22 protein-coding genes and 1 tRNA gene are annotated in these 26,992 nt (G+C 61.5%); 16 read left to right on the top strand and 7 right to left on the bottom strand.

Features of this window, described 5'->3' with window-relative positions:
• Positions 1 to 135 precede the first annotated feature (135 nt).
• Together dnaJ and dapB are read left to right on the top strand one after the other, a co-directional pair.
• Positions 136 to 1,281, top strand: a complete 1,146-nt coding sequence (gene dnaJ / locus DTI93_RS06180; RefSeq protein WP_043558680.1) for a molecular chaperone DnaJ — start codon at positions 136 to 138, stop codon at positions 1,279 to 1,281.
• 12 nt (positions 1,282 to 1,293) lie between these two features.
• Positions 1,294 to 2,046 (top strand): 4-hydroxy-tetrahydrodipicolinate reductase, encoded by a 753-nt coding sequence (dapB, locus tag DTI93_RS06175; protein ID WP_043558682.1) that lies wholly within the window; start codon positions 1,294 to 1,296, stop codon positions 2,044 to 2,046.
• 73 nt (positions 2,047 to 2,119) lie between these two features.
• Here dapB and DTI93_RS06170 read toward each other — a convergent pair whose 3' ends face one another.
• Positions 2,120 to 3,247 (bottom strand): DNA adenine methylase, encoded by a 1,128-nt coding sequence (locus DTI93_RS06170; protein WP_219811872.1) that lies wholly within the window; start codon positions 3,245 to 3,247, stop codon positions 2,120 to 2,122.
• A gap of 187 nt (positions 3,248 to 3,434) precedes the next feature.
• Here DTI93_RS06170 and metK point away from each other — a divergent pair, with 187 nt between their 5' ends.
• From metK to DTI93_RS06135, 7 genes are all read left to right on the top strand, one after another.
• Positions 3,435 to 4,619 carry a methionine adenosyltransferase gene (metK, locus tag DTI93_RS06165; RefSeq protein ID WP_081562489.1) on the top strand — a complete coding sequence of 395 codons (1,185 nt, stop codon included), beginning with the start codon at positions 3,435 to 3,437 and terminating at the stop codon, positions 4,617 to 4,619.
• Between the two features lie 60 nt (positions 4,620 to 4,679).
• Complete coding sequence (locus tag DTI93_RS06160) at positions 4,680 to 5,432, top strand: tRNA (guanosine(46)-N(7))-methyltransferase TrmB (protein WP_081562490.1); 753 nt, start codon at positions 4,680 to 4,682, stop codon at positions 5,430 to 5,432.
• A gap of 51 nt (positions 5,433 to 5,483) precedes the next feature.
• Positions 5,484 to 7,133, top strand: coding sequence for an electron transfer flavoprotein-ubiquinone oxidoreductase (locus tag DTI93_RS06155; protein WP_227449753.1), 1,650 nt, complete (start codon positions 5,484 to 5,486; stop codon positions 7,131 to 7,133).
• A gap of 69 nt (positions 7,134 to 7,202) precedes the next feature.
• Complete coding sequence (locus DTI93_RS06150) at positions 7,203 to 7,952, top strand: electron transfer flavoprotein subunit beta/FixA family protein (protein ID WP_043558796.1); 750 nt, start codon at positions 7,203 to 7,205, stop codon at positions 7,950 to 7,952.
• Positions 7,952 to 8,866 carry an electron transfer flavoprotein subunit alpha/FixB family protein gene (locus DTI93_RS06145; RefSeq protein WP_103765761.1) on the top strand — a complete coding sequence of 305 codons (915 nt, stop codon included), beginning with the start codon at positions 7,952 to 7,954 and terminating at the stop codon, positions 8,864 to 8,866. The genes DTI93_RS06150 and DTI93_RS06145 overlap by 1 nt, the downstream gene beginning before the upstream one ends.
• 191 nt (positions 8,867 to 9,057) lie before the next feature.
• A tRNA-Pro gene (locus DTI93_RS06140) sits at positions 9,058 to 9,134 on the top strand.
• A 290-nt stretch (positions 9,135 to 9,424) separates the two neighbouring features.
• On the top strand, positions 9,425 to 9,790 hold the full coding sequence (locus tag DTI93_RS06135) for a hypothetical protein (protein WP_081563347.1): 366 nt from the start codon (positions 9,425 to 9,427) through the stop codon (positions 9,788 to 9,790).
• Positions 9,791 to 9,876: 86 nt separating this feature from the next.
• On the opposite strand, the gene hemH is transcribed toward DTI93_RS06135, so the two are convergent.
• The 3 genes from hemH to DTI93_RS06120 form a co-directional block, all read right to left on the bottom strand.
• Positions 9,877 to 10,908: a ferrochelatase gene (hemH, locus tag DTI93_RS06130; protein ID WP_043558690.1), complete on the bottom strand. Its 1,032-nt coding sequence runs from the start codon at positions 10,906 to 10,908 to the stop codon at positions 9,877 to 9,879.
• A gap of 125 nt (positions 10,909 to 11,033) precedes the next feature.
• Positions 11,034 to 12,098, bottom strand: a complete 1,065-nt coding sequence (locus DTI93_RS06125; protein WP_081562491.1) for an aspartate-semialdehyde dehydrogenase — start codon at positions 12,096 to 12,098, stop codon at positions 11,034 to 11,036.
• A gap of 82 nt (positions 12,099 to 12,180) precedes the next feature.
• Positions 12,181 to 12,819, bottom strand: coding sequence for a 2OG-Fe(II) oxygenase (locus DTI93_RS06120; protein WP_081563348.1), 639 nt, complete (start codon positions 12,817 to 12,819; stop codon positions 12,181 to 12,183).
• 142 nt (positions 12,820 to 12,961) lie between these two features.
• Here DTI93_RS06120 and DTI93_RS06115 point away from each other — a divergent pair, with 142 nt between their 5' ends.
• Genes DTI93_RS06115 through trpA form a run of 3 tightly spaced genes read left to right on the top strand, consistent with a single transcriptional unit; the run spans position 12,962 to position 17,754 of the window.
• Complete coding sequence (locus tag DTI93_RS06115; protein WP_249080000.1) at positions 12,962 to 15,664, top strand: 2-oxoglutarate dehydrogenase E1 component; 2,703 nt, start codon at positions 12,962 to 12,964, stop codon at positions 15,662 to 15,664.
• 30 nt (positions 15,665 to 15,694) lie between these two features.
• The gene (gene trpB / locus DTI93_RS06110) at positions 15,695 to 16,927 is read left to right on the top strand and encodes a tryptophan synthase subunit beta (protein WP_043558701.1); all 1,233 of its coding nucleotides are present in this window, start codon (positions 15,695 to 15,697) and stop codon (positions 16,925 to 16,927) included.
• 11 nt (positions 16,928 to 16,938) lie between these two features.
• The gene (gene trpA / locus DTI93_RS06105; RefSeq protein WP_249079998.1) at positions 16,939 to 17,754 is read left to right on the top strand and encodes a tryptophan synthase subunit alpha; all 816 of its coding nucleotides are present in this window, start codon (positions 16,939 to 16,941) and stop codon (positions 17,752 to 17,754) included.
• Between the two features lie 78 nt (positions 17,755 to 17,832).
• Here the strand turns inward: trpA and DTI93_RS06100 are convergent, their stop codons facing one another.
• Complete coding sequence (locus tag DTI93_RS06100; protein WP_043558707.1) at positions 17,833 to 18,075, bottom strand: hypothetical protein; 243 nt, start codon at positions 18,073 to 18,075, stop codon at positions 17,833 to 17,835.
• Between the two features lie 280 nt (positions 18,076 to 18,355).
• Here DTI93_RS06100 and DTI93_RS06095 point away from each other — a divergent pair, with 280 nt between their 5' ends.
• Positions 18,356 to 20,830 carry a heavy metal translocating P-type ATPase gene (locus tag DTI93_RS06095; RefSeq protein WP_249079997.1) on the top strand — a complete coding sequence of 825 codons (2,475 nt, stop codon included), beginning with the start codon at positions 18,356 to 18,358 and terminating at the stop codon, positions 20,828 to 20,830.
• Positions 20,831 to 20,879: 49 nt separating this feature from the next.
• Here the strand turns inward: DTI93_RS06095 and DTI93_RS06090 are convergent, their stop codons facing one another.
• Positions 20,880 to 22,082 carry an amino acid aminotransferase gene (locus DTI93_RS06090; RefSeq protein ID WP_249079995.1) on the bottom strand — a complete coding sequence of 401 codons (1,203 nt, stop codon included), beginning with the start codon at positions 22,080 to 22,082 and terminating at the stop codon, positions 20,880 to 20,882.
• 8 nt (positions 22,083 to 22,090) lie between these two features.
• Positions 22,091 to 23,794 carry an alpha-keto acid decarboxylase family protein gene (locus tag DTI93_RS06085; RefSeq protein ID WP_249079994.1) on the bottom strand — a complete coding sequence of 568 codons (1,704 nt, stop codon included), beginning with the start codon at positions 23,792 to 23,794 and terminating at the stop codon, positions 22,091 to 22,093.
• 157 nt (positions 23,795 to 23,951) lie between these two features.
• Here DTI93_RS06085 and DTI93_RS06080 point away from each other — a divergent pair, with 157 nt between their 5' ends.
• The 3 genes from DTI93_RS06080 (at position 23,952) to DTI93_RS06070 (ending at position 26,947) form a co-directional block, all read left to right on the top strand.
• Complete coding sequence (locus DTI93_RS06080; RefSeq protein WP_249079991.1) at positions 23,952 to 24,428, top strand: Lrp/AsnC family transcriptional regulator; 477 nt, start codon at positions 23,952 to 23,954, stop codon at positions 24,426 to 24,428.
• 208 nt (positions 24,429 to 24,636) lie between these two features.
• On the top strand, positions 24,637 to 25,515 hold the full coding sequence (gene accD / locus DTI93_RS06075; protein WP_081563350.1) for an acetyl-CoA carboxylase, carboxyltransferase subunit beta: 879 nt from the start codon (positions 24,637 to 24,639) through the stop codon (positions 25,513 to 25,515).
• A 94-nt stretch (positions 25,516 to 25,609) separates the two neighbouring features.
• Positions 25,610 to 26,947: a folylpolyglutamate synthase/dihydrofolate synthase family protein gene (locus DTI93_RS06070; protein ID WP_249079989.1), complete on the top strand. Its 1,338-nt coding sequence runs from the start codon at positions 25,610 to 25,612 to the stop codon at positions 26,945 to 26,947.
• Positions 26,948 to 26,992: the final 45 nt, after the last annotated feature.

Genomic DNA, 26,992 nt, shown 5'->3' with positions numbered 1-26,992 from the left:
GCGTCTTGTTTCCCTCTCTCTGCGGGGAACAGGCGCCCTTTTTACATTGAGGGCCTTGCACCTGTCCGGCTCCGGCAGGCCACACCCCGCACGCCTTGTCCGGGTGTCCGCTCTCCTGCGTGACTGAGGATCACTATGGCTACACAGATGGATTATTACGAGACACTCAGTGTCTCCCGCTCCGCAAGCGGTGAAGAGATCAAAAAGGCCTATCGCAAGCTGGCCATGCGCTACCATCCCGACCGCAATCCGGGGGACGAAAAGGCCGAGCTGAAATTCAAGGAAGTCAATGCCGCTTACGAAGTGCTGAAAGACGACCAGAAACGGGCCGCCTATGACCGCTTCGGCCATGATGCCTTCCAGAACGGTATGGGCGGCGGCGGTGGAGCCGGTGGTTTTGGTGGCGGCTTCGGCGGTTTTGATGCTGGCGGTCTGGGCGACATTTTCGAGCAGATGTTCAATATGGGCGGACGTCGTGGCCGCCAGCAGCGTCAGGCCGAGGATGTACAGGTCCAGGTCGACATTTCCCTGACGGAAGCCTTCTCAGGCATCAGCAGGGAGATCGAGATCGCCACACGCAAGGCATGTTCCAGCTGTCATGGTTCAGGTTCGGCCGATCCCAACGCCAGCCGGCAGACCTGCCAGACCTGTCACGGGCAGGGTGCCGTGCGGGTACAGCAGGGCTTCTTCGTGGTGGAGCGCCCCTGCCCCACCTGTAACGGCGCAGGCCAGACTGTCAGCAATCCATGCCACAGCTGCCACGGCAGCGGTACGGAAGCCGCCAGAGAGACCGTAAAAATCGACATCCCGGCTGGGATCGAAGATGGCACCCGCATCCGTGTGGCAGGCAAGGGCGAAGCCGGAGGTGAAGGTGTCCAGCCCGGGGACCTTTATGTTCTGGTCACAGTGGACAGTCACAGCATCTTCGAGCGTGAAGGAGCCAATATCCACTGCCGTGTGCCCCTGCGCATGACACAGGCCGCTCTGGGCGACGAGATCGAAGTGCCGCTGATTGATGGTGGCCGGACAATGGTGAAAATCCCTGCCGGGACACAGACAGGCGACAATTTCCGCCTTCGTGGCAAGGGCTTCTCCGTCCTGCACTCCAAGGCACGAGGTGACATGTATATCCGCATCACCGTGGAAACACCCAGCCATCTGACCAAGCGCCAACGTGAGCTGCTGGAGGAGTTTGAGGCCGAAAGCGGTGACCACAGCAAAGGCAGCCCGGAACATACCGGCTTCTTTGCCCGTGTCAAAAAGCTCCTTGACCACCGGTAAAGGACACCAACGATGAGCAACACCTCCCCCCGCATCGGCATTGCTGGCATCACAGGGCGTCTTGGCCATCTCTGCGCCGAGGAAGCCGGGGCCCTTCTGGCTGGCGGCCTGTCCCGCACGGCAGACCCTGCCCGCAACATCGTCTCCAGCGCATCAGAACTGGCCAGCCGATGCGATGTCATCATTGATGTCAGCCATGCCAGTCTTGTCCCCGCCCATGCCAAAGCCTTCGCTGCGGCAGGCTGTGCCTGGGTTCTGGGCACAACAGGGCTGGACGGAGCAGCCCAGCAGGCCGTGCATGAAGCCGCCGGACAGGTAGCCGTTCTACAGGCGGCCAATTTCTCCCCGGCCCTGACGATGCTGCTTTCCCTGGCCCGTCAGCTCGGTGCCGCCCTGCCGGACTACGATGCTGAAATTCTGGAAGTCCATCACCGCCAGAAGCTGGATGCACCTTCTGGCACGGCACTGGCCATCGGTCGAGCCGTAGCCGCAGGCCGGGATGATGACTTCGAGGCTGTCAGGCGGCTGGATCAGAACGGGAAACGGCCTGATGGTGCCATCGGCTTTGCCTCCCTGCGAGGCGGGCAGGTTGTTGGCGAGCATGATCTGCGCTTCTTTGCCGCTGATGAGGAAATCTCCCTCTCCCACCGGGCGCTGGACCGCCGTGTCTTCGCCCGTGGGGCACTGAAAGCCGCCCTCTGGCTGGCTGATCCCCGCCGCACCCCCGGCCTTTACGGGATGCAGGACGTACTGAACACACCCTGAGCCCCCTGCATCATGTGGGAGCTGCCAACAGGCAGGTCCCGCATGCCATCCCGTCCTTTCTGGTCGTGTATCCTTACCTTTTGTCCACCAGATACAGATTCTCTGTTACATATCTGTCCCTGTCAGACAGATTCCGGCAGCCACGGAACGTGTTGTAACACGTATCCATGACACTCACCTCCCCCAAGGACCAGAGTTCCGATATGAAACGGTCACGCTTGATGAACCCTTCGGAATTATAGGAAATAAGCACGAAATCGGCTTTCACATTGTCAATGGCATCAAAGAGACGTGTCTCTGCATGTCGTGCCTTGTTGTAGAAAGATCTGTTCCACTCCTTCGGGATGCCGGAAACCCGACTGATATCAAGCGGTCTCCTGTAATCACATAAGATATTCAGCATGAAATAGTTCGATCCATAAGGATGCTGATTGTAAGGGGGATCAAAATAGGCAATGTCCACCTTCCCAACATCCCTTACAACGTCATTCGCATCGCCCTTATGAATGAACGACTCACAGGAAAAATGGCTCAGAACCGGCGCAACCACCTCAATATTCCGCATGATGCGGGACAAGGCATTGCGGGAATCTCCTCCAAACTGACCAAATCCGGCCCGATTCTTGTAAAATCCCTTGAAAACACCAGATGTATTCGTGTGCACGGATGCTTGGGCAATGACCGGAGCAAGAACATACGGTTTCAGATGATCCGGTGTCTGGGCAAGAGCTCTACAAAAACTGTCCAGAAAAATGGCATTCCGTCTCGTGTAAAAAACTCTTTCTCCGTATTTTATGGTGCGATCATCCTGCGGAGCATATAATTCCGCAATGAAGCCCGGCTCGAAATTCGTTTCAACATCCCGTCTGATCCGCCGGATTTCATGATCCAGCTCATGAATATCAAGAGCCCCCCTGTTCGTCTGGTAGCAGGTATTCGTAACGAAGCTGTACTCTTCAAGATCATTGCAGTGGATACATCTGGCATGGCGTCTGGCCATGCGGGCCACGACGCCTGTTCCTGAAAAAAGGTCAAGAAAATCAATGTGATCCTTGCCAAGCCTTGTTTTCACATCGACGATGGCTGCCTCGATGAAATCCAGAAGCGCCCTTTTATTTCCCAGATAGGTAATCAGCTGGGTTCTGAGAAAATCCTCTTCTTCCCGGAACAGGATTTCATTTTCCCCTGCACATCCAGTCACTCTGAAACCTATCCTCTCATATTCATCATGCCCCTCCCATACAGCACATCCCGGCCATGCAGTAAGCCCGCTCTTGACCTCGAGGGTATTTTCAGCCAAGCGGTAGAACTCTTACTTCCTGTCACTTGTGCCTTTCGGGGGGCAGGGGCAGCCTCTTTTCACCACTCATTCCCTGTGAGGTCCCTGAGTGCGCAATCACGGCGATTTTCTCTTTACGTCTGAATCCGTTTCCGAAGGTCATCCCGACAAGGTGGCAGACCGTATCTCCGATACCGTCCTCGATGCTTACCTTGAAGCCGACCCGGAAGCCCGTGTAGCCTGTGAAACGCTGGTTACCACCAACCGTGTCATTCTGGCCGGTGAAGTCCGTGGCCCCAAGGCCGTGGAGGACACCCTGATCGACCGTGCCCGTCAGGCCATCAAGGACATCGGCTACGACCAGGAAGGCTTCTCCTGGAAAAAGGCCGAGATCACCTCCTTCCTCCATGCCCAGTCCGCTGACATTGCCGTCGGCGTGGACAGCGCAGGCGACAAGGATGAAGGGGCCGGTGACCAGGGCATCATGTTCGGTTTCGCTACACGTGAAACAGAAGAGCTGATGCCTGCTCCCCTGTTCTATGCCCAGAACATCCTCGAGCGCATCCGGGACTACCGCAAGCAGGGTGATGCCCGTGGCGTCGGCCTGCTGCCAGATGCCAAGAGCCAGGTCACGCTGCGCTATGTGGATGGCAAGCCGGTCGGCGCAACTTCCGTCGTCGTCTCCACGCAGCATGTCGAAGGAATGCGGCAGAACACCATCCGTGAGATGGTGCGTGAGACCGTGCGTGAAGTCCTGCCGGAAGGCTGGATGTGCCCGGAACACGAATTCTACGTCAACCCGACGGGCAACTTCGTCATCGGTGGGCCGGATGGTGATGCCGGTCTGACAGGCCGCAAGATCATCGTGGACACCTATGGCGGTGCCGCCCCTCACGGTGGCGGGGCTTTCTCCGGCAAGGACCCCACCAAGGTGGACCGTTCCGCCGCCTATGCCGCCCGCTACCTCGCCAAGAACGTGGTAGCTGCCGGTCTGGCCGACCGCTGCACCATCCAGCTCAGCTACGCCATCGGCGTCTCCCGTCCGCTTTCCGTCTATGTCGATCTCGACGGCTCCGGCAAGGATGTGGATGAGGTCCGCCTCGGCTCCCTGCTGAACGAGATGGTGGACCTTTCTCCCCGTGGCATCCGTGAACGCCTGCGCCTGAACCGCCCCATCTACGCCAAGACGGCTGCCTACGGGCATTTTGGCCGTATTCCAGACCCCGCTCTGGACAACTTCACATGGGAGAACACCGACCTGGCCGAGCAGCTCAAGAGCGCGCTCAACCGCTGAGTCTGTCTCCATGGAGGGGGCTGTCCCCCTCCACCCTTCAGGCCCCTTCTCCCGACCCGCATGGACCATGCGTTGAGGGTGGGGGCTTTTTGCCATTTTCAGACTGTGTATCGACCGTTGCCTGACGACATCAAACCCCAGCCCGAACGTCTCTATGGCCGCCAGCGTGGCCATCCTCTCCGCCCCCGCCAGCAGCGCCTGCTGGATGAGGCCCTGCCCCGTGTGCATTTCCGCAACATGGCCGACCCGCTGAAGGGCTTCGGGAAGCCGGTTTCAAAGCTCTATCTGGAAATCGGATTCGGTGGCGGTGAACATGCCTTCGATCAGGCGGCCCGGAACCCCGAGACAGGCTACATCGCCTCGGAAGTGTTCGATAACGGCGTCTGCTCCCTCCTCTCCCGCATCATTCCCGAAGGCGAAGAGGCCACGGCCACCGGTCCTGACAACCTGCGCCTCTGGGCGGAAGATGGCCGCCAGCTGCTGAAGGGCCTGCCCGATGGCTGCCTGGACCGGGCCTACCTCATGTTCCCGGACCCGTGGCCGAAAGCACGCCATGCCAAACGGCGTTTCATCCATCCCGAAAACATCCGGCAGATGGCCAGACTCCTCAAGCCCGGTGCCCACTGGCGAGTGGCCAGCGACCATCCCGTCTATCAGGAGTGGGTCACAGAAGTGATGGGCCAGCAGGACCTCTTCGAGGCTCCAGCCCCTGCACTGGAACGGCCTGAGGGCTGGTCCCCCACCCGTTATGAGGCCAAGGCCTTCCGTGAAGGACGGCAGCCTTTTTACTGGACCTTCACACGGAAAGGGTGAGATACGTCCCCCGTACAGCTTCATGTTTCAGGCAGCCAGCAGGAGTACGCCATGACGCAGCCACAGAGCGATAACACCGCCATTGAACGGGAAGAAATGGCTTTTGATGTTGTCATCGTGGGTGGGGGGCCTGCCGGACTGACGGCGGCCATCCGGCTGAAACAGGAAAATCCGGACCTCTCCGTCTGTCTGCTGGAAAAGGGCAGCGAAGTCGGCGCCCATATCGTCTCTGGCGCCGTACTGGAGCCCACAACGCTGGCCGAACTCTTCCCGGACTGGAAAGAACGGGGGGCCCCGCTGGATACACCCGTCAGCAGTGAAAAGCTGCTGTTCCTGACCAGAAAGGCCGCTCTCCCCGTCCCGGCCCTGCATCTGCTCATGCCGCAGATGGACAACCGGGGAAATTACGTCATCTCTCTCGGAGCCTTCTGCCGCTGGCTGGGAGAACAGGCCGAGGCTCTGGGAGTCGAAATCTATCCCGGTTTCGCCGGAGCTGACCTCTTCATCGAGAATGGCAGGGTCTGCGGTATCATCACCGGGGACATGGGCGTGAACCGGAAGGGAGAAGAAAAACCGGACTACATGCCGGGCATGATCCTGCGGGCCAGCCAGACCATTCTGGCCGAAGGTGCCCGTGGCTCCCTGAGCAAGAAGGCCATGAACACCTTCGACCTCCGCAAGGGGGCCGACCCGCAGACCTTCGGCCTTGGCATCAAGGAAGTCTGGGAAATTCCGGCAGAAAAACACCGCCCCGGCTTCGTGCAGCACAGCTTCGGCTGGCCGCTGGACACACACACCTACGGCGGGGCCTTCCTCTACCATTTCGGGAAAAATCTCGTCTCCTACGGCTTCATCACGGCCCTGGATTACCGCAACCCGTGGCTGTCACCGTTCGAGGAAATGCAGCGCACCAAGCAGCACCCGGCCTTCCGGGAGCATTTCGAGGGTGGCCGGCGCATCATCTACGGGGCACGGGCCATCTCTGAGGGAGGCGTGCAGTCCCTGCCCCATCCGGTCTTCCCCGGAGGGGTGCTGACAGGCGATTGTGCCGGCTTCCTCAACATGCCCAAGATCAAGGGCATCCATACCTCCATGAAATCCGGCATCATCGCTGCCGAGGCGGTGATGGACGCCATCCAGAATGAGCAGGCCGAAGCGTCTTCCTACATGGACCGCCTCAAAAGCTCGTGGCTGTGGAAGGAACTGCACGCCGCCCGCAACATCCGTCCGGCCTTCTCGCACTGGGGGATGCTGGGCGGGGCCCTCTATAGCGGAATCGACAGCATGATCTTCCGCGGGCAGGCCCCGTGGACGCTGCGCCATCGCCATGCCGACAACGAGACGATGATCCCGGCAGAAAAGGCCCCAAAAATCAGCTACCCCAAGGCGGACGGGACACTGACCTTCAACCGGGCCGAGTCCGTCTTCCTCAGCAATCTGAGCCATGATGAGGACCAGCCCGTACACCTGAAAGTGCAGGACATGGCCACATGGAAAGAGGTCAACCTGACCCGCTTCGCCGCACCGGAGAGCCGCTACTGCCCGGCTGGTGTCTATGAGACCAGCGAAACGGACGAGCTGGTCATCAATGCCCAGAACTGTGTGCACTGCAAGAGCTGCGACATCAAAGACCCGGACCAGAACATCACCTGGTGCACGCCAGAGGGCAGCAGCGGGCCCAACTATCCTTCCGGGATGTGACTTTTGAGACAAAAGGGGATAGTCTGAAGGCAGTTTCACTTTGAGCCGCGACAGCAACAAAGGATGACCATGAAGGTTCTTGTCCCCGTCAAAAGGGTTGTTGATTACAACATCAAGCCGCGTGTCGCGGCTGATGGTAGTGGTGTCGAAACGCAGGGCGTGAAAATGTCCATGAATCCGTTCGACGAAATTGCACTGGAGGAGGCCCTCCGCCTTCGTGAGAAAGGCCAGGCTGACGAGGTGGTTGCTGTTACCATCGGGGCACAGGTCGCTCAGGATGTTCTGCGCACGGCCATGGCCATGGGTGCCGACAGGGCCATCCTCATCCAGACCGATGCCGAAGTCGAACCCCGTGCCGTCTCCAGCCTTCTCAAGGCCGTTGTGGAGAAAGAACAGCCGGGTCTTGTCTCCATGGGCAAACAGGCCATTGATGACGACATGAACGCCACAGGCCAGATGCTGGCCGCCCGTCTGGGCTGGCCGCAGGGGACCTTCGCCAGCAAGGTGGAAATTGCCGATGGCAGGGTCGAGGTCGCCCGTGAGGTCGATGGCGGAACGGAAACCGTCTCCCTGAGCCTGCCAGCCGTCATCACGGCGGACCTGCGCCTCAACGAGCCACGCTATGCTTCCCTGCCCAACATCATGAAGGCCCGCAAGAAACCGCTGGAAACGATCGAGGCCGGTTCCCTCGGCGTGGACCTGACGCCGCACCTGAAGATCGTCAGCGTGGCGGAGCCGCCGGAACGCAAGGCCGGTGTCATTGTGGAAACGGTGGAAGAGCTGGTCGAAAAGCTCAAGACGGAAGCGAAGGTGATCTGATGACCGCACTTGTTCTGATTGAAGCCGAAAACGGCAGGATACGTCAGGGCTCCCGCTCCGCCGTTGCCGCTGCCTCCCGCTTTGGCGATGTCGATGCCCTGCTTCTGGGCAAGGCAGGAACAGAGGCCGCCAGCAAACTGCCGGGCATCCGCAAGGTCCTGCATGTCCCCGCACTGGACCATGCTCTGGCCGAACCTGCGGCTGCCCTGCTGGCCAGCCTGGCAGAGTCTTACAGCCATATCCTCTCCGCAGCGTCCTCCACTGGCAAAAACATCCTGCCCCGCCTCGCTGGTCTGCTGGACGCCCAGCCGATCTCCGACGTCGTGGCCATCAAGGATGATGCCACCTTTGTGCGGCCCATCTATGCGGGCAATGCACTGGCTACCGTGCAGTCCAGCGACAGCATCAAAATCATGACTGTCCGCTCCTCCAGCTTCGACCCCGTGGAAGAAGAAGGTGGCAGTGCCCCCATCGACGTGCTGGACGCTCCGGCAGATGACGGCAAAAGCAGCTTCGTAAAACTGGAGCAGAGCCAGTCTGACCGGCCGGAGCTGGAAGTGGCCCGTGTGGTCATCTCTGGCGGCAAGGGCCTCAAGGATGCCAGCAACTTCCATACCCTGCTGGAACCAGTGGCCGACAAGCTGGGCGCTGCCATCGGGGCCTCCCGTGCGGCTGTTGATTCCGGCTTTGCGCCCAATGAGATGCAGGTCGGACAGACCGGCAAGGTCGTGGCTCCCGAACTCTATATCGCCACCGGCCTCTCTGGGGCCATCCAGCATCTCGCCGGGATGAAGGACAGCCGTGTGATCGTTGCCATCAACATCGACCCTGAAGCACCGATCTTCAAAGTGGCCGATTATGGCATGATCGGGGATCTCTTCGAGCTTCTCCCCGCTCTGGAAAAAGCCCTCTGAGGCACCCGGCAGGCGAGGCAGACACGCCCCTTTGCCCGGTTCTTTGCAAAAAACCCGCTCTTCCTTCTGGGAGGCGGGTTTTTTTGCGTGTCATGCCCATTTCTGTAAAGAAGGCTTCATTTTTCTATAAAAACAGTCCGTTTGCCCCTTGCGCCTTTCCCTGATGAAGGGTAGGAATAGCCCCACAAAGTCGGAGTGTAGCTCAGCCTGGTAGAGCACTGTGTTCGGGACGCAGGGGCCGGAGGTTCGAATCCTCTCACTCCGACCATTTCATCCCCTGACAATTCCATTTTCTTTCGTTGGCCAGGCAGGTTGTCTTTCCCGGCGTGGTCCCTTTGTCATGTTGGCGCTCCCCATAGTGTGATCGTATCATTAAAGTAAAGATTAACCTTTAGCATCCTTTCCAGCCCTGTCCCTCACCCCATATCATGAAGGGGCAATGGACGCTCTCTCCATTATGAGCAATAAGAGGGCGTGCCTTTCATCATGATGGCCGAAACCGGACGCCACTCATCCATGACCAACAGGCCAGTCTCATTTTTCTGCAAGGATCAGATCATGACCCGCAAGATTTACTCTCTCATCGCTGCTGCCGTGCTGGCCGGTTCTGCTGCTCCAGCCATGGCCGAGCCGGGTGGTTGCCTGAAATATGGTGCCGCCGGGGCCGTAGCTGGCCATGTTGCCCATAAGCATGGCGTAATCGGTGCTGTAGGCGGCTGCGCCGTCGGCATGTATCAGCGCCACAAATACCGCAAGAGCATCGCCGAGAAAGCTGCCCTGTGGGAGAAGGAACATCCTGTCGACAGCAAGCAGAATGGTTCCGGCTGGTGGCAGAACAACCATTCTGCTGCTGCGACAAACCAGAAGGCCCAGTGGTACGATGCCGAACATCCGGAAAGTGACGCACAGCCTGCGGCTCACTGATGCCTGACCGTTCCTGTGTGAACAGAAAAACCCGGCCAGAAATGGCCGGGTTTTTTCATGCCTGAACGGAATATTCCTTCACCCAGTCAGAACTGGAACCCTTTCATGGCCTGCCGGGAGAGGGTCTCCAGCAACGTGACAGCCTCTGGCGCATCATTCAGGCAGGGAATGAAAGCAAATTCCTCACCACCTGCTTCCATGAATTCCTCACGCACCTCACGACCAATTTCATCCAGCGTTTCGATGCAGTCCGCCATGAAACCGGGCATGATGACGGCAATCTTCGTGATCCCCTGTTTCGGCAGGGCCGAGATGTAAGGGGCCGTATAAGGCTGCAACCATTCCATGGGGCCGAAGCGTGACTGGAAGGTCAGCGGAACCTCCTCCTCGCTCAGACCCAGAGCCGCCGCCAGAGCTTTCGTCGTGCGGACACATTCATCCCGGTAGGAGTCGCCCTTCTCCACGAACTCTTTCGGCAGGCCATGATAGGAGGCCACCAGACGCTGCGGCGTGAAAGACAGTCCCTCATAAACCCGGCGCACGGAAGCCACCAGGGCCTCAATGAACTGTGGATGATCCGGGAAGGAAGGAACCGTCAGCACGGAAGGCTGACGCCGCAGGCGCATCAGGGCACGGAACAGCTGGTCATTGGCCGTTGCGGTCGTCGTGGCGGAATATTGCGGATAGAGAGGAATGCTGACGATACGGTCACAACCCTGGTCCATCAGCTCCGCCACGGCCTGCTTCACAGAGGGCTGGCCATAGCGCATCCCCCAGGCCACCGGGATTCCATCCGGGGCCAGACGCTCGGCCAGCCCTTCCGCCTGCTTGCGGGTAAAAACACGCAGAGGGGAGGCATTCTCCTCCCTGTCCCAGATGCGGGCATAGTTGGCCCCACTGGCCGAGGGCCGACGGGCCAGCACCAGCGTGTTGAGGATCGGCTGCCAGATGAGGGGATGGGCCTCAATCACCCGCCTGTCTGAAAGAAACTCCCTCAGATAGCGGCGGACGGAGAAATACCCCGTATCATCCGGCGTGCCGAGATTGACGAGAAGAACACCAACCCGCCCCCCGGAGGGAACAGGCGTGCGAGGAGGCGTGTAAGTGAAATAAGACATAGCTCATCCACTATGGAGACAGCACCACCTTTTGGGAAGAGGATTTCACTTACACTCTTTTACAGGCATAACTTATGAAAAGGTTCCACCAGAAAGGCAGAACCTTTTCCAGAAAGTAACGCCTTTTACGCCGGCTCTTCCGGGCGGGCAACCGGCTGCCAGAGCGGCGAGTCCTTGCCGATCAGATGCTGCTCATGCAGGCTTTCGGCAATCTGCACGGCATTGAGGGCTGCTCCCTTGCGGAGATTGTCCGACACGCACCAGAAGGCCAGACCATTCTCCACGGTCGGGTCGATGCGCAGGCGGGACACATAGGTGTCATCCTCACCCACACATTCGATCGGAGTGACGTAACCGCCATCTTCCCGCTCGTCCCGCAGCACGACGCCCGGAGCCTTCCGCAGGGCGGCACGGGCCTTCTCCAGATCGACCGGCTTCTCACACTCGATGCTGATGGCCTCGGAATGACCGATGAAGACCGGCACACGCACGCAGGTGGCCAGAACCTTGATGTCCGGGTCCAGAATCTTGCGGGTCTCGACCGCCATCTTCCATTCTTCCTTGGTGGAACCATCCTCCATGAAGCGGTCGATATGCGGGATCAGGTTGAAGGCGATCTGCTTGGTGAACTGGGCAATGGTCGGTGCGTCATTCACGAAGCTGCCCTTCGTCTGGCTGAACAGCTCATCCATGCCAGACTTCCCGGCTCCCGACACGGCCTGATAGGTGGACACCACCACACGCCTGATGCGGAACAGGTCATGCAGCGGCTTCAGGGCCACCATCATCTGGGCGGTGGAGCAGTTGGGGTTGGCGATGATGCCCTTGCGGGCCTTCTTCAGGGCAGCTGCATTGACCTCCGGCACCACGAGCGGCACGCCCGGCTCCATGCGGAAATGGGACGTGTTGTCCACGACCAGACATTTCGCTGCCGCAGCCTTGGGGGCATACTTTGCAGAGACCGCCCCACCGGGAGAAAACAGGGCGATATCCCAGCCCGTGAAATCGAACGTCTCCAGATTCTGGACCTTCAGGACCTTCTTCTCACCAAAGGACACCTCACGCCCGGCAGACCGGGCGGAGGCCAGTGCCACGATGTCATCCACCGGGAACTGACGTTCCGCCAGTGTCTTCAGAATCTCACGCCCAACAGCCCCTGTCGCTCCAACGACGGCAACCCTGTAACCCATTCTCTCATTCTCCCTCGGGCAGGGCCCAACCCCGCCCCGTTTCATTCAGAAACCCATCCGGGCCTCATTATAAGAGCTGTCTCTACCCGAAAAAAGGCAACCGCTTGCAGAAGGCGGACACATGATGACGCACCAGCTCATACCGGGCACGGCCATCCCGCGCCATGTAATTGAGCTGGACCGTGTGGCGTGCCCCCACATAGGGGCGGTGGCCGTGCCATGTGTCCGGCCCATTGGGGAAAATGACCAGCGTGCCACCAACAGGCGGAATCTCGCTGGCATAATCCTCCACATCGTCAGGCCCGTTGAGAAAACGCAGGCACCCCCCCTTGTGATCCCAATCCTTTTCCGGGTCATTGAGATAGAGCAGGATGGTCACACGCTTGGAGGCACTGTCCCTGTGTATGCGGCCATCCTTGGCCCGTGTCTGGCCCCGCATGGTCACCATGCTGGGCGCAGAACGGACATCCAGCCCGAATTTCTCAGAGACGATCTCTTTCAGCCGGGGCCCGGCAAAGTCTTCCATCATGGCCTTGAGCTCGGGATGGAGCTCCAGCGCCCCGATGGGGAAAGACCCGCCCGCCCGTATCTCCGGCAGCAGGGACACGGCCCGGGCCAGCGACGGCCCCGCAAGGAAATCCGGCACCACAATGTGCGGACATGGCACCCGGCTGACCACGGCCCGCCTGACAGCCTCGTAATTGATAGAAATCGTACTCATGGTGACAGTCACGCTACCGCCCTCCGACAGGGCAGGCAAGCCGTCCCGGCCCCTCTGACGACAAGGTGAGGGAAGATTTTGCCTTCCCGGCACGATCGGTTAAAAATACCCTCCCAGCGAGGCAAGAAGGAAAGATGCCATCATGACGGGCTCACCGAACCACCAGAATGCGATCAATGGCGAAAACATCGCCTATCTCGGTGAGCTGTACACCCAGTGGCTGGAGGACCCGGCCTCCGTCCCTTCCGACTATGACACGCTGTTCGCCACCATGGGCGACCCTGCCAGACATGAGACAGGCCCGCACGCCACGGTCCCGGACGTCAGCCTGCGGGATGAACGGCTGAAGGAGGCCTTCCGCCTCTGCGGGCATCTCCAGGCAGAGCTGGACCCGCTGGGCCTGCGCCCTGCCCGCCAGATCGATGCCCTCACCCCCGACAGCCAGACCGACCCCACCCTGTTGGCCCGCCTGAAACGGACCTATTGCGGGCCGATCGGGGCGGAGTTCATGCATCTTCAGGACAGCCAGCAGCGGCAGTGGTGGATCGACCATCTGGAAGAAAAACCGGCCACCGCCCTGCCCCTCTCGCAGGAGCGCATCCTGAGCCTGCTCACCCGTGCCGAAGGCTTCGAGACCTTCTGCCAGCAGCGTTTCACCGGGATGCGCCGTTTCGGCCTTGAAGGCGGAGAAAGCCTCATCGTCGCCCTTCAGGCCCTGCTGAATGAGGCGGCACGGGACGGCGTGCGCTCCATCTCGCTCGGCATGCCCCATCGGGGGCGGCTGAATGTCATGGCCAACATCCTGCGCAAGCCTTATGCCGCCATCTTCAGCGAATTCGCAGGCAAGGCCTTCTACCCGGAAGGCATCCGGGTCTCCGGGGACGTGAAGTACCATCTGGGCACCACGACCACCATCCGGCAGGGCCGCCACGAGATCCGCATCTCCCTCCTCCCCAACCCGTCCCATCTGGAGGCGGTGGACCCGGTCGTGCTGGGCCGTGTCCGGGCCGACCAGGACAGGGACAGGGATGAGGACCGCCAGAAGCATCTGGGAATTCTCGTCCACGGGGACGCCGCCTTCGCCGGGCAGGGCGTGGTGTATGAAACACTCCAGCTGTCCCGGCTGGAAGGATACCGTACCGGCGGCACGGTGCATCTCATCATCAACAATCAGGTGGGCTTCACCACCAGCCCGGACTCAGCCCATTCCGGCATCTGGAACACCGACATCGCCAAAACCGTGCAGGCCCCCATCCTGCACGTGAATGGCGACAACCCCGAGGCCGTGGCCCGCTGTGCCGCCCTTGCCCATGAATGGCGGAAGACCTTTGCCAGCGACATCGTGGTGGACATCATCAGCTACCGCCGCCACGGCCATAACGAGACGGACGACCCCGCCTTCACGCAGCCTGCGATGGTGCAGACCATCAGCCAGCACCCGACACTCCGCCGCCTCTATGCCGGGAAGGTTCTGGCCGAGACGGACATCCACCCTGCCGAGGTGGAGGCCCTGTGGGATGATGTGCAGGCCCAGCTCCATCAGGCCTTCGAGGATGCCGACACCTACCAGCCGGACCCGACCGACTGGCTGGATTACAGCCCGCAGGACCCCACCCGCCTGCTGGACACGCCCGAACGCATCCAGCCCATGACGGGCGTGCCCCTGCCCCGGCTCCAGCAGGTTGGGGAAGCAATGACAGCCATTCCGGCGGATTTCACCGTCCATCCCCGTCTGGCCCGGCAGCTTCGGGCGAAGCAGGCCACGCTGGCCGAGGGCGGCCCGGTAGACTGGGCCACGGCAGAGGCCCTTGCCTTTGGCACGCTGGCCCTTGATGGCCACGCCATACGCCTCTCCGGGCAGGATTGCGGCCGGGGAACCTTCAGCCAGCGCCATGCCGTGCTGACGGACCAGCATACGGGCCATCACTACACGCCGCTGGCCCATATCGCCCCCCGGCAGGCCCCCGTGAACGTGTGGAACTCCCCCCTCTCCGAATATGGCGTGATGGGGTTCGAGTATGGCTATTCTCTGGGCAACCCGGATGCGCTGGTGCTGTGGGAAGGCCAGTTTGGCGACTTCGCCAACGGGGCGCAGATCATCATCGACCAGTTCCTTGCGGCCGGAGAGACGAAATGGCTGCGGACATCCGGCCTGACCCTGCTCCTGCCCCACGGCTATGAGGGAGCCGGGCCGGAACATTCCTCCGCCCGCCCGGAGCGCTTCCTCCAGCTCTGTGCCGAGAACAACATGCGGGTCTGCATGCCCTCCAGCCCGGCGAGCTTCTTCCATCTGCTCCGGCGGCAGATCGCCCGCCGCTGCCGCAAGCCGCTGGTCGTGTTCAGCCCCAAGTCGCTCCTGCGGCACAAGCAGGCCGTCTCCCTGCTCAGCGAGATGGGACCGCAGACACGCTTTGCGCCCGTCATTGCCGATGCCACCTGCGCCGGTGGCGCACGGCGGGTCATCCTGTGCAGTGGCAAGGTCTATTACGACCTCCTCCAGCAAAGGGAAGACGCCGGACTGAAACACTGCGCCATCATCCGGCTGGAGCAGCTCTATCCTTTCCCCCATCATGCCCTGGCCGAAGAGCTGGGTCATCACCCCCAGGCAGAAGACGTCATCTGGTGTCAGGAAGAGCCGGAAAATGGCGGGGCCTGGCAGTTCGTGGACCGGCGCATCGAAGCCTGCCTGCGGGAGATCGGCCATGCCTGCACCCGCCCGCATTATGCCGGGCGCAAGGCCTCCGCCTCACCCGCCACCGGGCTGCCCGGCATCCACCAGGCCGAGCAGGAAACGCTCATCCGGCAGGCCCTGGGGCTGGAGGCCGCCTCCCCATCCATCGACTGATCCTTCATTCAAGACGTAAAGACACACATCATGCCAGTAGACAAACCCATCACCAGCCAGCTCAATTCCCTTCGCACCGGACCGGATGAACGGGGGCATTTCGGAATCCACGGCGGGCGTTTCGTGGCCGAAACCCTCATGCCCCTGATGCTGGAACTGGAAAAAGCCTACAACCACGCCAAGACTGACCCGCAGTTTCAGGAAGAGCTGGATTATTACCTCCGCCACTATGTGGGTCGTCCCAGCCCGCTCTGGCACGCCAGACGGCTGAGCGAGACGCTCGGCGGAGCGCAGATCTACCTCAAGCGGGAAGAGCTGAACCACACGGGCTCCCACAAGCTGAACAACGTGATGGGCCAGATTCTTCTGGCCCGCCGCATGGGCAAGACCCGCATCGTGGCCGAGACCGGGGCCGGACAGCACGGCGTGGCCACGGCCACCGTCTGTGCCCTCTTCGGGCTGGACTGCGAAATCTACATGGGGGCCACCGATGTGGAGCGGCAGAAGCCCAATGTCTTCCGCATGCACCTGCTGGGAGCCAAGGTCCATCCCGTCACGGCGGGAGCCGGCACGCTGAAGGATGCCATGAACGAGGCCATGCGGGACTGGGTGGCCAATGTGGAGAACACCTACTTCCTTGTCGGCACGGTGGCAGGGCCACATCCTTACCCGGCCATGGTGCGGGACTTCCAGTCCGTCATCGGGACGGAAGCCCGTGAGCAGATACAGGAACAGACAGGCCGCCTGCCGGATGCCGTCATCGCCGCCATCGGGGGCGGGTCCAACGCCATGGGGATTTTTCACCCCTTCCTCGATGATGCCGATGTCCCGCTTTACGGCGTGGAGGCCGCCGGGCTGGGGCTGGACAGCGGCAAGACGGCAGCGTCCATCGCCCGTGGCAGGCCCGGCGTCCTGCATGGCAACCGCACCTACCTGCTACAGGACGAACACGGGCAAATCACGGAGGCCCACTCCATCAGTGCGGGGCTGGACTATCCCGGCATCGGGCCGGAACATTCATGGCTCAAGGATATTGGCCGGGTGAACTACGTCAGCGCCACGGACGATCAGGCCCTCGACGCCTTCCAGACCCTCACGAAGCTGGAGGGCATCATCCCGGCGCTGGAAAGTGCCCATGCCGTGGCCCATGCCATCGTCATGGCCCCGACCATGACCAGAGACCAGACCATCATCGTCAACCTGTCCGGCCGGGGTGACAAGGACGTACCCACCGTTGCGGCCCATCTGGGCGTGAAACTGTAAGGAGAGCCACCATGAGCCGCATCAAGACCTGTTTCGACCGCCTGAAAAAAGAGGGCCGTGGTGCCCTGCTGCCCTATCTGGAAGCCTTCGACCCGGACAGGGAGACATCCCTGGCCCTGCTGCGCCAGATGCCCGAGGCCGGGGCCGATCTCATCGAGGTCGGCGTGCCCTTCTCCGACCCCTCCGCCGATGGCCCGACCATCCAGCTAGCCGCACGGCGTGGCCTGAAGGCCGGGGCCACCCTGAAGGGAACGCTGGAGCTCATCCGGGACTTCCGCAAGGAGAATGACCATACGCCGATCATCCTGATGGGCTATTACAACCCGATCGACAGTTACGGTGTGGAGCGATTCTGCAAGGATGCCCGCTCCGCCGGTGTGGATGGGCTGATCGTGGTGGACCTGCCGCCTGAGGAGTCCGAGGAGCTGGCCCCCCACGCCAGAGCGGAAGGGCTGGACATGATCACCCTGACCGCCCCCACCACCCCGGATGACCGGCTGAAGACCATCCTCAGGAAGGCCAGCGGGTTCGTCTATCATGTGAGCATCACGGGCATCACAGGCACACGCAGCGCCACGGAAGAGCAGCTGAAAGTCGCCATGACCCGCCTTCGGGCCGCCACGGACCTTCCCGTCGTGGCCGGTTTTGGCATCAGCACGCCGGAGCAGGCCCGCACGGCCTCCCGCATCAGCGACGGGGCCGTCGTGGCATCCGCCATCATCAAGGAGATGGCCGCCACCTATGATGAACACGGCCACGCCACGGCCAGAAGCATCCCCACGGCACTGGAGAAAATCCGTTCTCTGGCCAAGGCGGTGCGCAGCTGAAACCGGACACGAAAAACCCCCAGCCGCAGGGCTGGGGGTTTCCCGATTGCATCTTTTTACAGAACTGGCTCTGAAGGCTTACTTCTTCAGCCAGCGGCCAATGGCACACAGGCCAGCCAGAGCGGCCACAATGGCACCACTCCACAGCAGCGTCTGACCAACACACTGGCAACGGCTCTTGGGCTTCAGGTCCTTGCTGATGGACTGGAATGCCTCCTGGGCACGGCTGGCATATTCCTCAGCCTTGGCTTTCAGTTCATCGGGGTTGACGATTTCCTCAGCCTTGGACTTGAGCTCATCAACATTGATAGCGTCCGCCATGGATATTCCTCCCTGAATCCGCCACTGTACCGGAACAACCGGTCTGGCGGATCAAATCTTGCATTTGCGCCAGAAAATTACTGACTGCCGGTAAACATACCACTGATCATTTTACCATTCAGCAAATTTCTCTCATGGGAGCCTCGTCTTTTCTGCATATGTCTGTCTAACTCCCATGCAGAAAAACGTTTTTTCTTCACCCATGCCCAGCAAATGCTACTTTTGTTCCACATGCTACTGCACGATATACCAGCCTGACACCACCATACAGGGGAGCCCCATGCCTGCTTCACCATCATCCCAGACGCTTCCCATAGAAGGGATGAGCTGCGCCTCCTGCTCCGCACGGGTGGAGAAAGCCCTCCGGGCCGTTCCAGGCGTTGAACAGGCCAGCGTCAATCTGGCAACTGCCACGGCCCATGTCACAGGCACGGCCTCCCGCACGGCTCTCATCCAGGCTGTCGAACAGGCCGGGTATGATGTCCCGTCCCCGCCCATCACATTACGCATTGAAGGGATGAGCTGCGCTGCCTGTTCCACACGGGTGGAGAAGAGCCTTCAGGACGTCATCGGCGTCAGGATGGCCAGCGTCAATCTGGCAACAGCCACCGCACAGGTAACCGGGACAGCCACACATCAGGCGCTCATCAGCGCCATCCAGAAAATGGGATTCGCCGCCTCGCTGCTGGAGGGAGAGACAGGGCTGGAAAATGCCCTGACACAGAAACAACGCATGAAGCAGGCCATGAAAACCCAGTGGCGGGACCTGATGATGTCTGCCCTGCTGTGGCTGGCCATCCTGTTCATGACAATGGGACACGGGTTTGGTCTCATTCCACCTGCCATACAGCCCCTGCTGCAATGGGCACTGGCCAGTGTCGCCCTGCTGGGGCCGGGCCGGCGCTTCTACCAGGCCGGGATACCGGCCCTGCTGCGCCGGGCACCAAACATGAACTCACTGGTCGCACTGGGGACTGGGGCCGCCTATCTGTACTCCAGCCTCGTGGTGTTCTGCCCCACCCTGATGCCAGCCGGTACACAGCATCTCTACTTTGACACCATCCTGGCCATCCTGACGCTCGTTCTTCTGGGACGCATGATGGAGGCCAGAGCAAAAGGCCGCACATCCGCAGCGCTGGAAAAACTGACCCATCTGCAACCGCAGCATGCCCATCTGCTGACTGAAGGAGCATGCCGCATTGTCCCTGTCGCCCAGATACAGACGGGCGACAGGCTTCTTGTCCGCCCCGGCGAGCGGGTTCCGCTGGATGGAATCGTACTGGAAGGGGAAAGCCATCTGGATGAATCCCTGCTGACAGGCGAGCCCATGCCAGCCCTCCGGCAGGTCGGCGATACCGTCATCGGCGGGACCATCAACCAGGAAGGAACACTGACGGTCCAGGCCACGGCCACTGGAGCCGACACCATGCTGGCCCGCATCATCAGCATGGTCGCACAGGCCCAGGGTGGCAAACTGCCCATCCAGTCCCTCGTGGACAAAGTGACCCTGTGGTTTGTCCCAGCCATCATTCTGCTGGCCGTGCTGACATTCCTCATCTGGCTGTTTCTGGGCCCTGCCCCGGCGCTGGGCCATGCTCTCGTCAATGCCATTGCCGTACTGATCGCCGCCTGTCCCTGTGCCATGGGCCTCGCCACGCCAACAGCCATCATGGTCGGTACGGGCAAAGCGGCGGAAATGGGCATCCTCTTCCGCAAGGGCGAAGCCCTCCAGACGCTGGAATCCACCACTCTGGTTGCCTTCGACAAGACCGGCACCCTGACGGCCGGCCAGCCCCGGATGACAGAATTCTACCTGCTGGACAAGAACACCTCCGACCATCCTGAGCAGGCCGAGAACACCCTGCTGGCCCTTGCCGCCTCAGTCGAAACGCAGTCCGACCACCCTGTCAGCCGGGCCATCGTCACAGCTGCGCAGGAACGGGACCTGCCTTCCGTAAAGACCCGTCATGCCCGCATCATGCCCGGACTGGGCATAGAAGCGCAGGATGAAGACGGGCAGAGCATCCATCTTGGCAGCCAGGCCTGCATGAGGGCTCTGGGCTTCCATAATGCAGAAGCCAACCGGCTTGCTGCAGAGCTGAGCCAGAAAGGCACGTCCCCCCTCTTCATGGCCCATGGGGGACAGATCGTGGCCCTCATGGGCGTGGCGGACCCCATCCGCCCCTCCGCCATGAAAGCCGTTGCAGCCCTGCGGGCCCAGAATATACGGACAGCCATGATTACCGGGGACATCGAACCTACAGCCCGGCATATCGCCCGCCTGGCCGGAATCGAGGAAGTCATCGCCCAGGTCCTGCCGCATGAAAAAGGTGAGGCCATACGGACCCTTCAGAAGACACACGGTTCCGTGGCCTTCGTGGGCGATGGCATCAATGACGCCCCGGCATTGGCACAGGCTGACACCGGGCTTGCCATCAGCCATGGAACAGATATCGCCATAGAGGCCGCAGACCTCGTCCTGACGGGCGAGAGCCTGATGACCGTGCCCAATGCCCTTGCCCTGTCCCGGGCCACGATGACCATCATACGGCAGAATCTCTTCTGGGCTTTCGCCTACAACATCGTGCTGCTGCCGATTGCCGCAGGGGTGCTCTACCCATTCACTGGCACGCTGCTGTCCCCCCCTTTCGCCGCAGGGGCCATGGCGCTCTCCAGCATCTTCGTGCTCTGCAACACGTTACGGCTGCGACGCCTCCGCACGGTCGTGGAAACCGAGACCAGCACGGAAGTCTGAGACCCTGGCCGGGGGCGGGCCTTCATGCCCTGCCCCCGGCCTCTCCTCCTCACACACCAGCCAGAACGGCGGCCAGAGCCTCCACAACAGGCGGCAGATTGTGCTCATTCAGCCCCGCCATGCAGACACGGCCACTGCGAAGAACATAGACACCATGCTCCTCCCGCAGACGGTCCACCTGAGCGGGTGACAGCTTCATCATGCTGAACATGCCACGCTGCTTCAGCAGGTACCGGAAATCCTGCCCCGGCAGACGGGCGGAAAGCTGCTCATGAAGCCTCTGGCGCATCACACGGATGCGGGCCCCCATGGCTGCCACTTCCTCCCGCCAGAGCTGCGCCAAGGCCTGATCTCCCAGAACGGCATCCACAAGCTGCGCCCCACGGACGGGCGGACTGGAATAGTTCCGCCGCACCGTGACCTTGAGCTGGCTCAGCACCCGCTCTGCCACATCACCATCCCGACAGACGACCGACAGGGCCCCGATGCGGTCCCCGTACAGGGAAAATATCTTGGAGAACGAATTGCTGAGCAGGAACTCCAGCCCCGCATCCACCATGGCCCGCACGGCATACACGTCTGCCTCCAGCCCATGACCCAGCCCCTGATAGGCAAGGTCCAGAAACGGGATCAGCTTCCGGTCCTTCAGGACAGGGATCAGCTCATCCCACTGGTCAGCCGTCAGATCGGCCCCTGTCGGATTATGGCAGCAGGGATGAAGCAGGACGACATGATGTTCCGGAATCTGGCGGATGCAGGCCATCATGGCCTCAAAATTCACACCGCCCGTTGCCGGGTCAAAATAGGGATAGGCCTGTGTCCTGAAACCGGCTCCGGCAAAAATGGAAATGTGATTTTCCCATGTCGGATCACTGACCCACAGTTCGGCCTGCGGAAAATAGCGGTGCAGGAAATCTGCCCCGACCTTCAGTGCGCCAGACCCACCAAGACTCTGGACCGTGGCGATGCGGCCGGTCTGCACCGGCTCGCTGCCACAGCCAAACAGCAGGTGCTGGACAGCCTGCCTGTAGGAAGCCAGACCTTCCATCGGCAGGTAGAGGTCCGGCCTGTCCTGCTGGGTGGCCAGCCTTTCATGCGCCTTGCGGATGCAGGCCAGCTGCGGGACATGACCTGCCTCATCATAATACAGGCCAATGCTGAGATTGACCTTCTTCACCCGGTCATCCCGCTTGAAGTCCTCCACCAGCGACAGGATGGGATCCCCCGGAGACAGTTCAACAGACTGGAACATGGACTGCTTCATCCTTCTTTCGCACTGGTCTTCATGCTGGCATTGCGCGGGCCCTGCGGACCGTAATCATAATCCGCCACGACCATGCCAAATCTCTTCAGGGCATCCGGAGCATCCATCTCCGGCAGAAGGACCTCGATGAACACGGCACGGTCGGCCTGTTCTGCCTGTTTCAGGGCCTGCTCCAGATCGCTGACCGTTTCCACCACGAGGGACAGGGCCCTGTCCTCCCGGTCGAACGCCCGGGGCAGGTCAGCATAACGCCAGTTGGCAATGTCGTTGTACCGGGAATGTTCCCCCAGAATCAGGCGCTCGATCGTATAGCCCCTGTTGTTGAGCAGGAAGATGATGGGCTTCTGGTCATGCCGCAGGATGGTGGAGAGTTCCTGCGCTGTCAGCTGGAAGGAGCCATCACCGATGAAGAGCAGGTGCCGCCGGTCCGGGCTGCCAAGCTGGGAGCCGAACAGGGCTGGCAGGGTATAGCCGATGGCCCCCCAGATGGGCTGGGAAATGTAATGGCTGTTCCGGGGGAAAGGCGTGCCCAGCAGGGCGGTGTTGCTCGTCCCCGCCTCACCGACCACGACATCCCCTTCCTTCAGGAAACGGGCCACACGGGGCCAGAGGGTCGCATGGGTCAGCCGGTCCGCCGCCTCACCGGGCAGGGACGCAGCAGAATCCGCCGGACGGACAGGCAGCGTGCGGGAAGACGGCGTCACTTGCGCCAGCAGGGCCTCCAGCACGGCCCCGACAGGGGCAGCCGGAATGGACCGGCCTGCAAGGCTCACATCATGGGCCTGAAGATTGATGAACGCCTCCGGGCGGATCTCATGCGTGAAGAAGCCCGTGTTGAGCTCCGTGAAACGCAGGCCGACCCCGATCACGCAGTCTGACTGGCTGACCAGCTCCCTGATGTCCGGGCGGCTGGCCCCACCCACATAGCCACCCAGATAGTAGGGGGCTGTCTCATCCAGCACGGCCTTGGCCGGAGCCGCCGCCACACAGGGGATTGCACAGCGTTCCGCCAGCACGGCAATCTGCCTGGCCACGCCGAAGCGGTCGGCATCGGAATCGAGAATCATCACCGGCGAGCGGGCCGCAGCCAGACGTGTGGCGATGTGCCCGGCCGCCAGGGCCACCTGTTCCGCATCACCCTGCGGAAGGGCAAAACGGAACGGTTCTTCGGGCACCTCGATGTTCAGATGGGTGATGTCGGATGGCAGCTGGAGATGGACAGGCCGCCGCTCCCGCCAGCAGGTCTGGAGGACACGGTCGATTTCTTCCACGGCATTTTCCGGCGTCAGGCGGGCCTGGGCGACCGTATATTCCGCCATGCACCGCCCGATGTTGCCATACCCGCCATCACCCAGCGTATGATGCAGCAGGGCACGCCCCTCGACCGCATGAAGCGGTGGAATCCCGGTGATGTGCACGAACGGAACACGCTCGGCATAGGCCCCGGCAATGCCACTGATGGCCCCGAGGTCACCCACGCCAAAGGTCGTCACCAGGCCGCACAGGCCGGAGGTGCGGGCATAGCCATCGGCGGCATAGGCGGCATTCAGCTCGTTGCAGTTTCCCACGAAGGTCAGGGACGCATCAGCCTCCACCTGCTCCAGAAAAGAAAGGTTGAAATCCCCCGGAACACCGAAAAGATGGCTGATTCCTGCCTCGACGAGGCGGCGGGCCAGATAGGCCCCGATCTGCATGCGCATGAACAAATTCCTAAAACCTGTGAAGAGGGCGTACTCCCGTACAGGCAGAATACCCGCCTCGCACGAAACCCCGTTCGGCCCTCGATCATACTGCAATATATATGCAATCTGTGTGCAAATATGATCTATCATGCCCCCTTCTCCGCACGGATCACGCATGAAAGCGCACATCATGGACCATCTTGACTGGAAGCTCCTGTCCGCCCTGCACCGCAACGGGCGTCTGACCAACCGGGAGCTGGGCGAGGCCATCGGCCTCTCACCGTCCCAGTGTTCCCGCCGCCGACTCCTGCTGGAGAAGGCCGGTGTCATCCGGGGGTACAGTGTCACGCTGGACCAGCAGGCCATGGGGCTGGGCGTGATGGCCTTCGTCCAGGTCATCATGAAGGGCCATGCTGCCGGGGCCTTCGAACGCTTCCAGGCCCTCATAAACAGTACCTCCATGATCCAGGAAGCCCATGCCGTCAGCGGTGATGCCGATTACATCCTCAAGGTCGTGACGAAAGACCTGCCGAGCCTCTCCACTTTCGTTACAGACCAGTTGCTGGCGCATGACACGATCGGCCACGTGAAATCCTACATCGCCCTCCGCCCCCTGAAGACAGACAGCCCTCTACCGCCATTCCTGCCCTGAAAACCCTCCCGCTGGGCAGGAAGTCACGCAGCCGGTGAAGAGAAAGCTGGCATCTTCAGGCAAGCCCGGATAAAGTCGCCCGACCATGAAGCCCCCCTTCCGGCCAGTGCCATGGTGCCTCCGTACCGGGATGCACCACTCCGATGGCCCTCCGGCAGGCCCGGGTCCGCCTGATGATGCACCACTGCTGGAGAGTGAACAGAACACCATGAGCTGGCTGACCGAACATGTCCGTCCCAAACTGCGGAGCCTGTTACAGAGGGATGTGCCAGACAATCTCTGGACCAACTGTGAATCATGCTCGCAGATGATGCTCACCAAGGAGCTGGTCCGCAAGAAGAAGGTCTGCCCCCATTGCGGGCACCATATGCGTGCCACAGCCCATGAGCGGATGAAATGGACCTTCGATGATGGCCAGTATACCACCATCGACCTGCCCGCCGTCCCGGCCGACCCGCTGCATTTCCGGGACTCCAAACGCTATACGGACCGCCTGAAGACTGCCCGCTCCAAGGCGGGTCTTGATGATTCCCTGCTTGTCGCCCATGGCAGGATCGACGGGCGGGAAGCCGTCGTGGCCGTCATGGCCTTCGAGTTCATGGCAGGGACGATGGGCAGCGCCCTTGGGGAGGCTTTCCTGACAGCCTGCCGGGAGGCCATCCAGCGCAAGGCACCGCTCATCATCTTCACGGCCTCCGGTGGGGCCCGGATGCAGGAGGGGGTTGTCAGCCTGATGCAGATGCCCCGCACCACCATCGGCGTGGAAATGCTGCGTGAGGCCGGGCTGCCCTATCTGGTAGTCCTCACCAACCCGACGACGGGTGGCGTGTCCGCCTCCTTCGCCATGCTGGGCGACATCCACATCGCTGAACCCAATGCCCTGATCGCCTTCGCCGGCCCCCGTGTCATCCGTGACACGGTGCGTGAGGAACTGCCGGAAGGCTTCCAGCGTTCCGAATATCTGAAAGACCACGGCATGGTGGACATCATTGCCAGCCGTGCCGAACTCCCCGCCCTTCTGGGGCGTCTGATCGGGATGCTGTCCCCCGCCGCCAACGGGGACGCCAAGGCTGCCCGGGCTTCCTGAACGTGTCCCTGCCCTGCTGCCCTGCGGCTGACAGCAGGGCGGGACGATGCCTCTCTCCTGCCGTCCCCCCCTGAGACAACCGGATTACGCAATCATGGCAACAGGCCAGCAGACCAGCACCCCGCAAAGTGAATTCCACGGGCGGACCGGGGCGGTAGTACGCCGCCTCCAGGAACTGCACCCCAAGCTGATCGACCTCTCTCTGGACCGGCTGGAAGTCCTGCTCGCCCGCCTCGGCCATCCTGAACGGTCCCTGCCACCGACCATCCATGTTGCCGGGACCAACGGCAAAGGCAGCACCTGTGCCAATCTGCGAGCCATTGGAGAAGCTGCGGGACTGAAGGTCCATGTCATGACCAGCCCGCACCTGCTGGACGTGACGGAGCGCTTCCGTCTGGCCGGACAGCTTGTCAGTGAAGATCAGCTCGTGGCCACGCTGGAAGAAATTGAACAGGTCAATGATGGAGCCCCCATCACCGTCTTCGAGGTACTGACAGCCGCCGGGTTCCTCCTCTTTTCCCGTGTTCCGGCTGACCTTCTGGTTCTGGAGGTCGGGCTTGGTGGCCGGTTTGATGCCACGAACGTGATCCCCACGGCCCGGGCCTGCATCATTACCTCCATCAGCCTGGACCATCAGGCCTTTCTGGGCGATGATCTGGCAGGCATTGCCCGGGAAAAGGCCGGAATCATCAAGCGGGGCGTGCCGGTCTTCGTGGCTCCACAGCCGGATGATGTCATGGCAGCCATCGCAGAGATTGCCAGAACCCACGAAGCTCCACTTTACCGGCTGGGCCATGAATTCACCATCACGCTGCGACAGGACGGCCTGCTCTATCAGGACGAGGCCGGAAAGCTGACACTGCCTGCTCCAGCCCTGCATGGTCCCCATCAGGCACAGAATTCGGCCCTGGCCGTGGCAGCCCTCCGCCATGCCGGCCTGAACCTGCCAGACACGGCCTTTGCCGGCATTGCCAGCACATGCTGGCCTGCCCGCCTCCAGACGCTGCATGGCACCCTTACCCATGACATGCCCCCAGGCTGGGAACTGCTGCTGGATGGTGGCCACAACCCCGGGGCCGGTACCGTTCTGGCCGATGTTCTCAAAACATGGCAGGACCGGCCCCTGCATCTCATCGTCGGGCTGAAGGACAGCAAGGACGTGCAGGGGTTCCTGCGCCCCCTGATCCCCCATGCCACCTCCATACAGGCTGTGGCGGAAGACGGACAGCACCTGGCCATGCCTGTCCAGACCATTCTGGAAGCCGCAGCGGCGGCAGGCGGCACAGCCCTGCCCGGGCCGGACATACGCACCGCCCTGAAACGCCTGCGTGACAGCGCCAGCCCCACGGGCAGACCAGCCCGAGTCCTGATCTGCGGCAGCCTCTATCTGGCAGGCTGCGCCCTGGCGCTGGATGGCGCCTCCCCGCACTGAATAGGGGATCACACTTTCCCCTTTCCCGTCCGCACCCTGCCACTG

Origin of the sequence: Parasaccharibacter sp. TMW 2.1884, from assembly GCF_023337695.1 — a bacterium.
In the GTDB taxonomy this organism is placed as follows: Bacteria; Pseudomonadota; Alphaproteobacteria; order Acetobacterales; family Acetobacteraceae; genus Bombella; species Bombella apis.
Note: the sequence above shows the minus strand (reverse complement) of the source record. Positions and strands in the feature narration are given on the sequence as shown.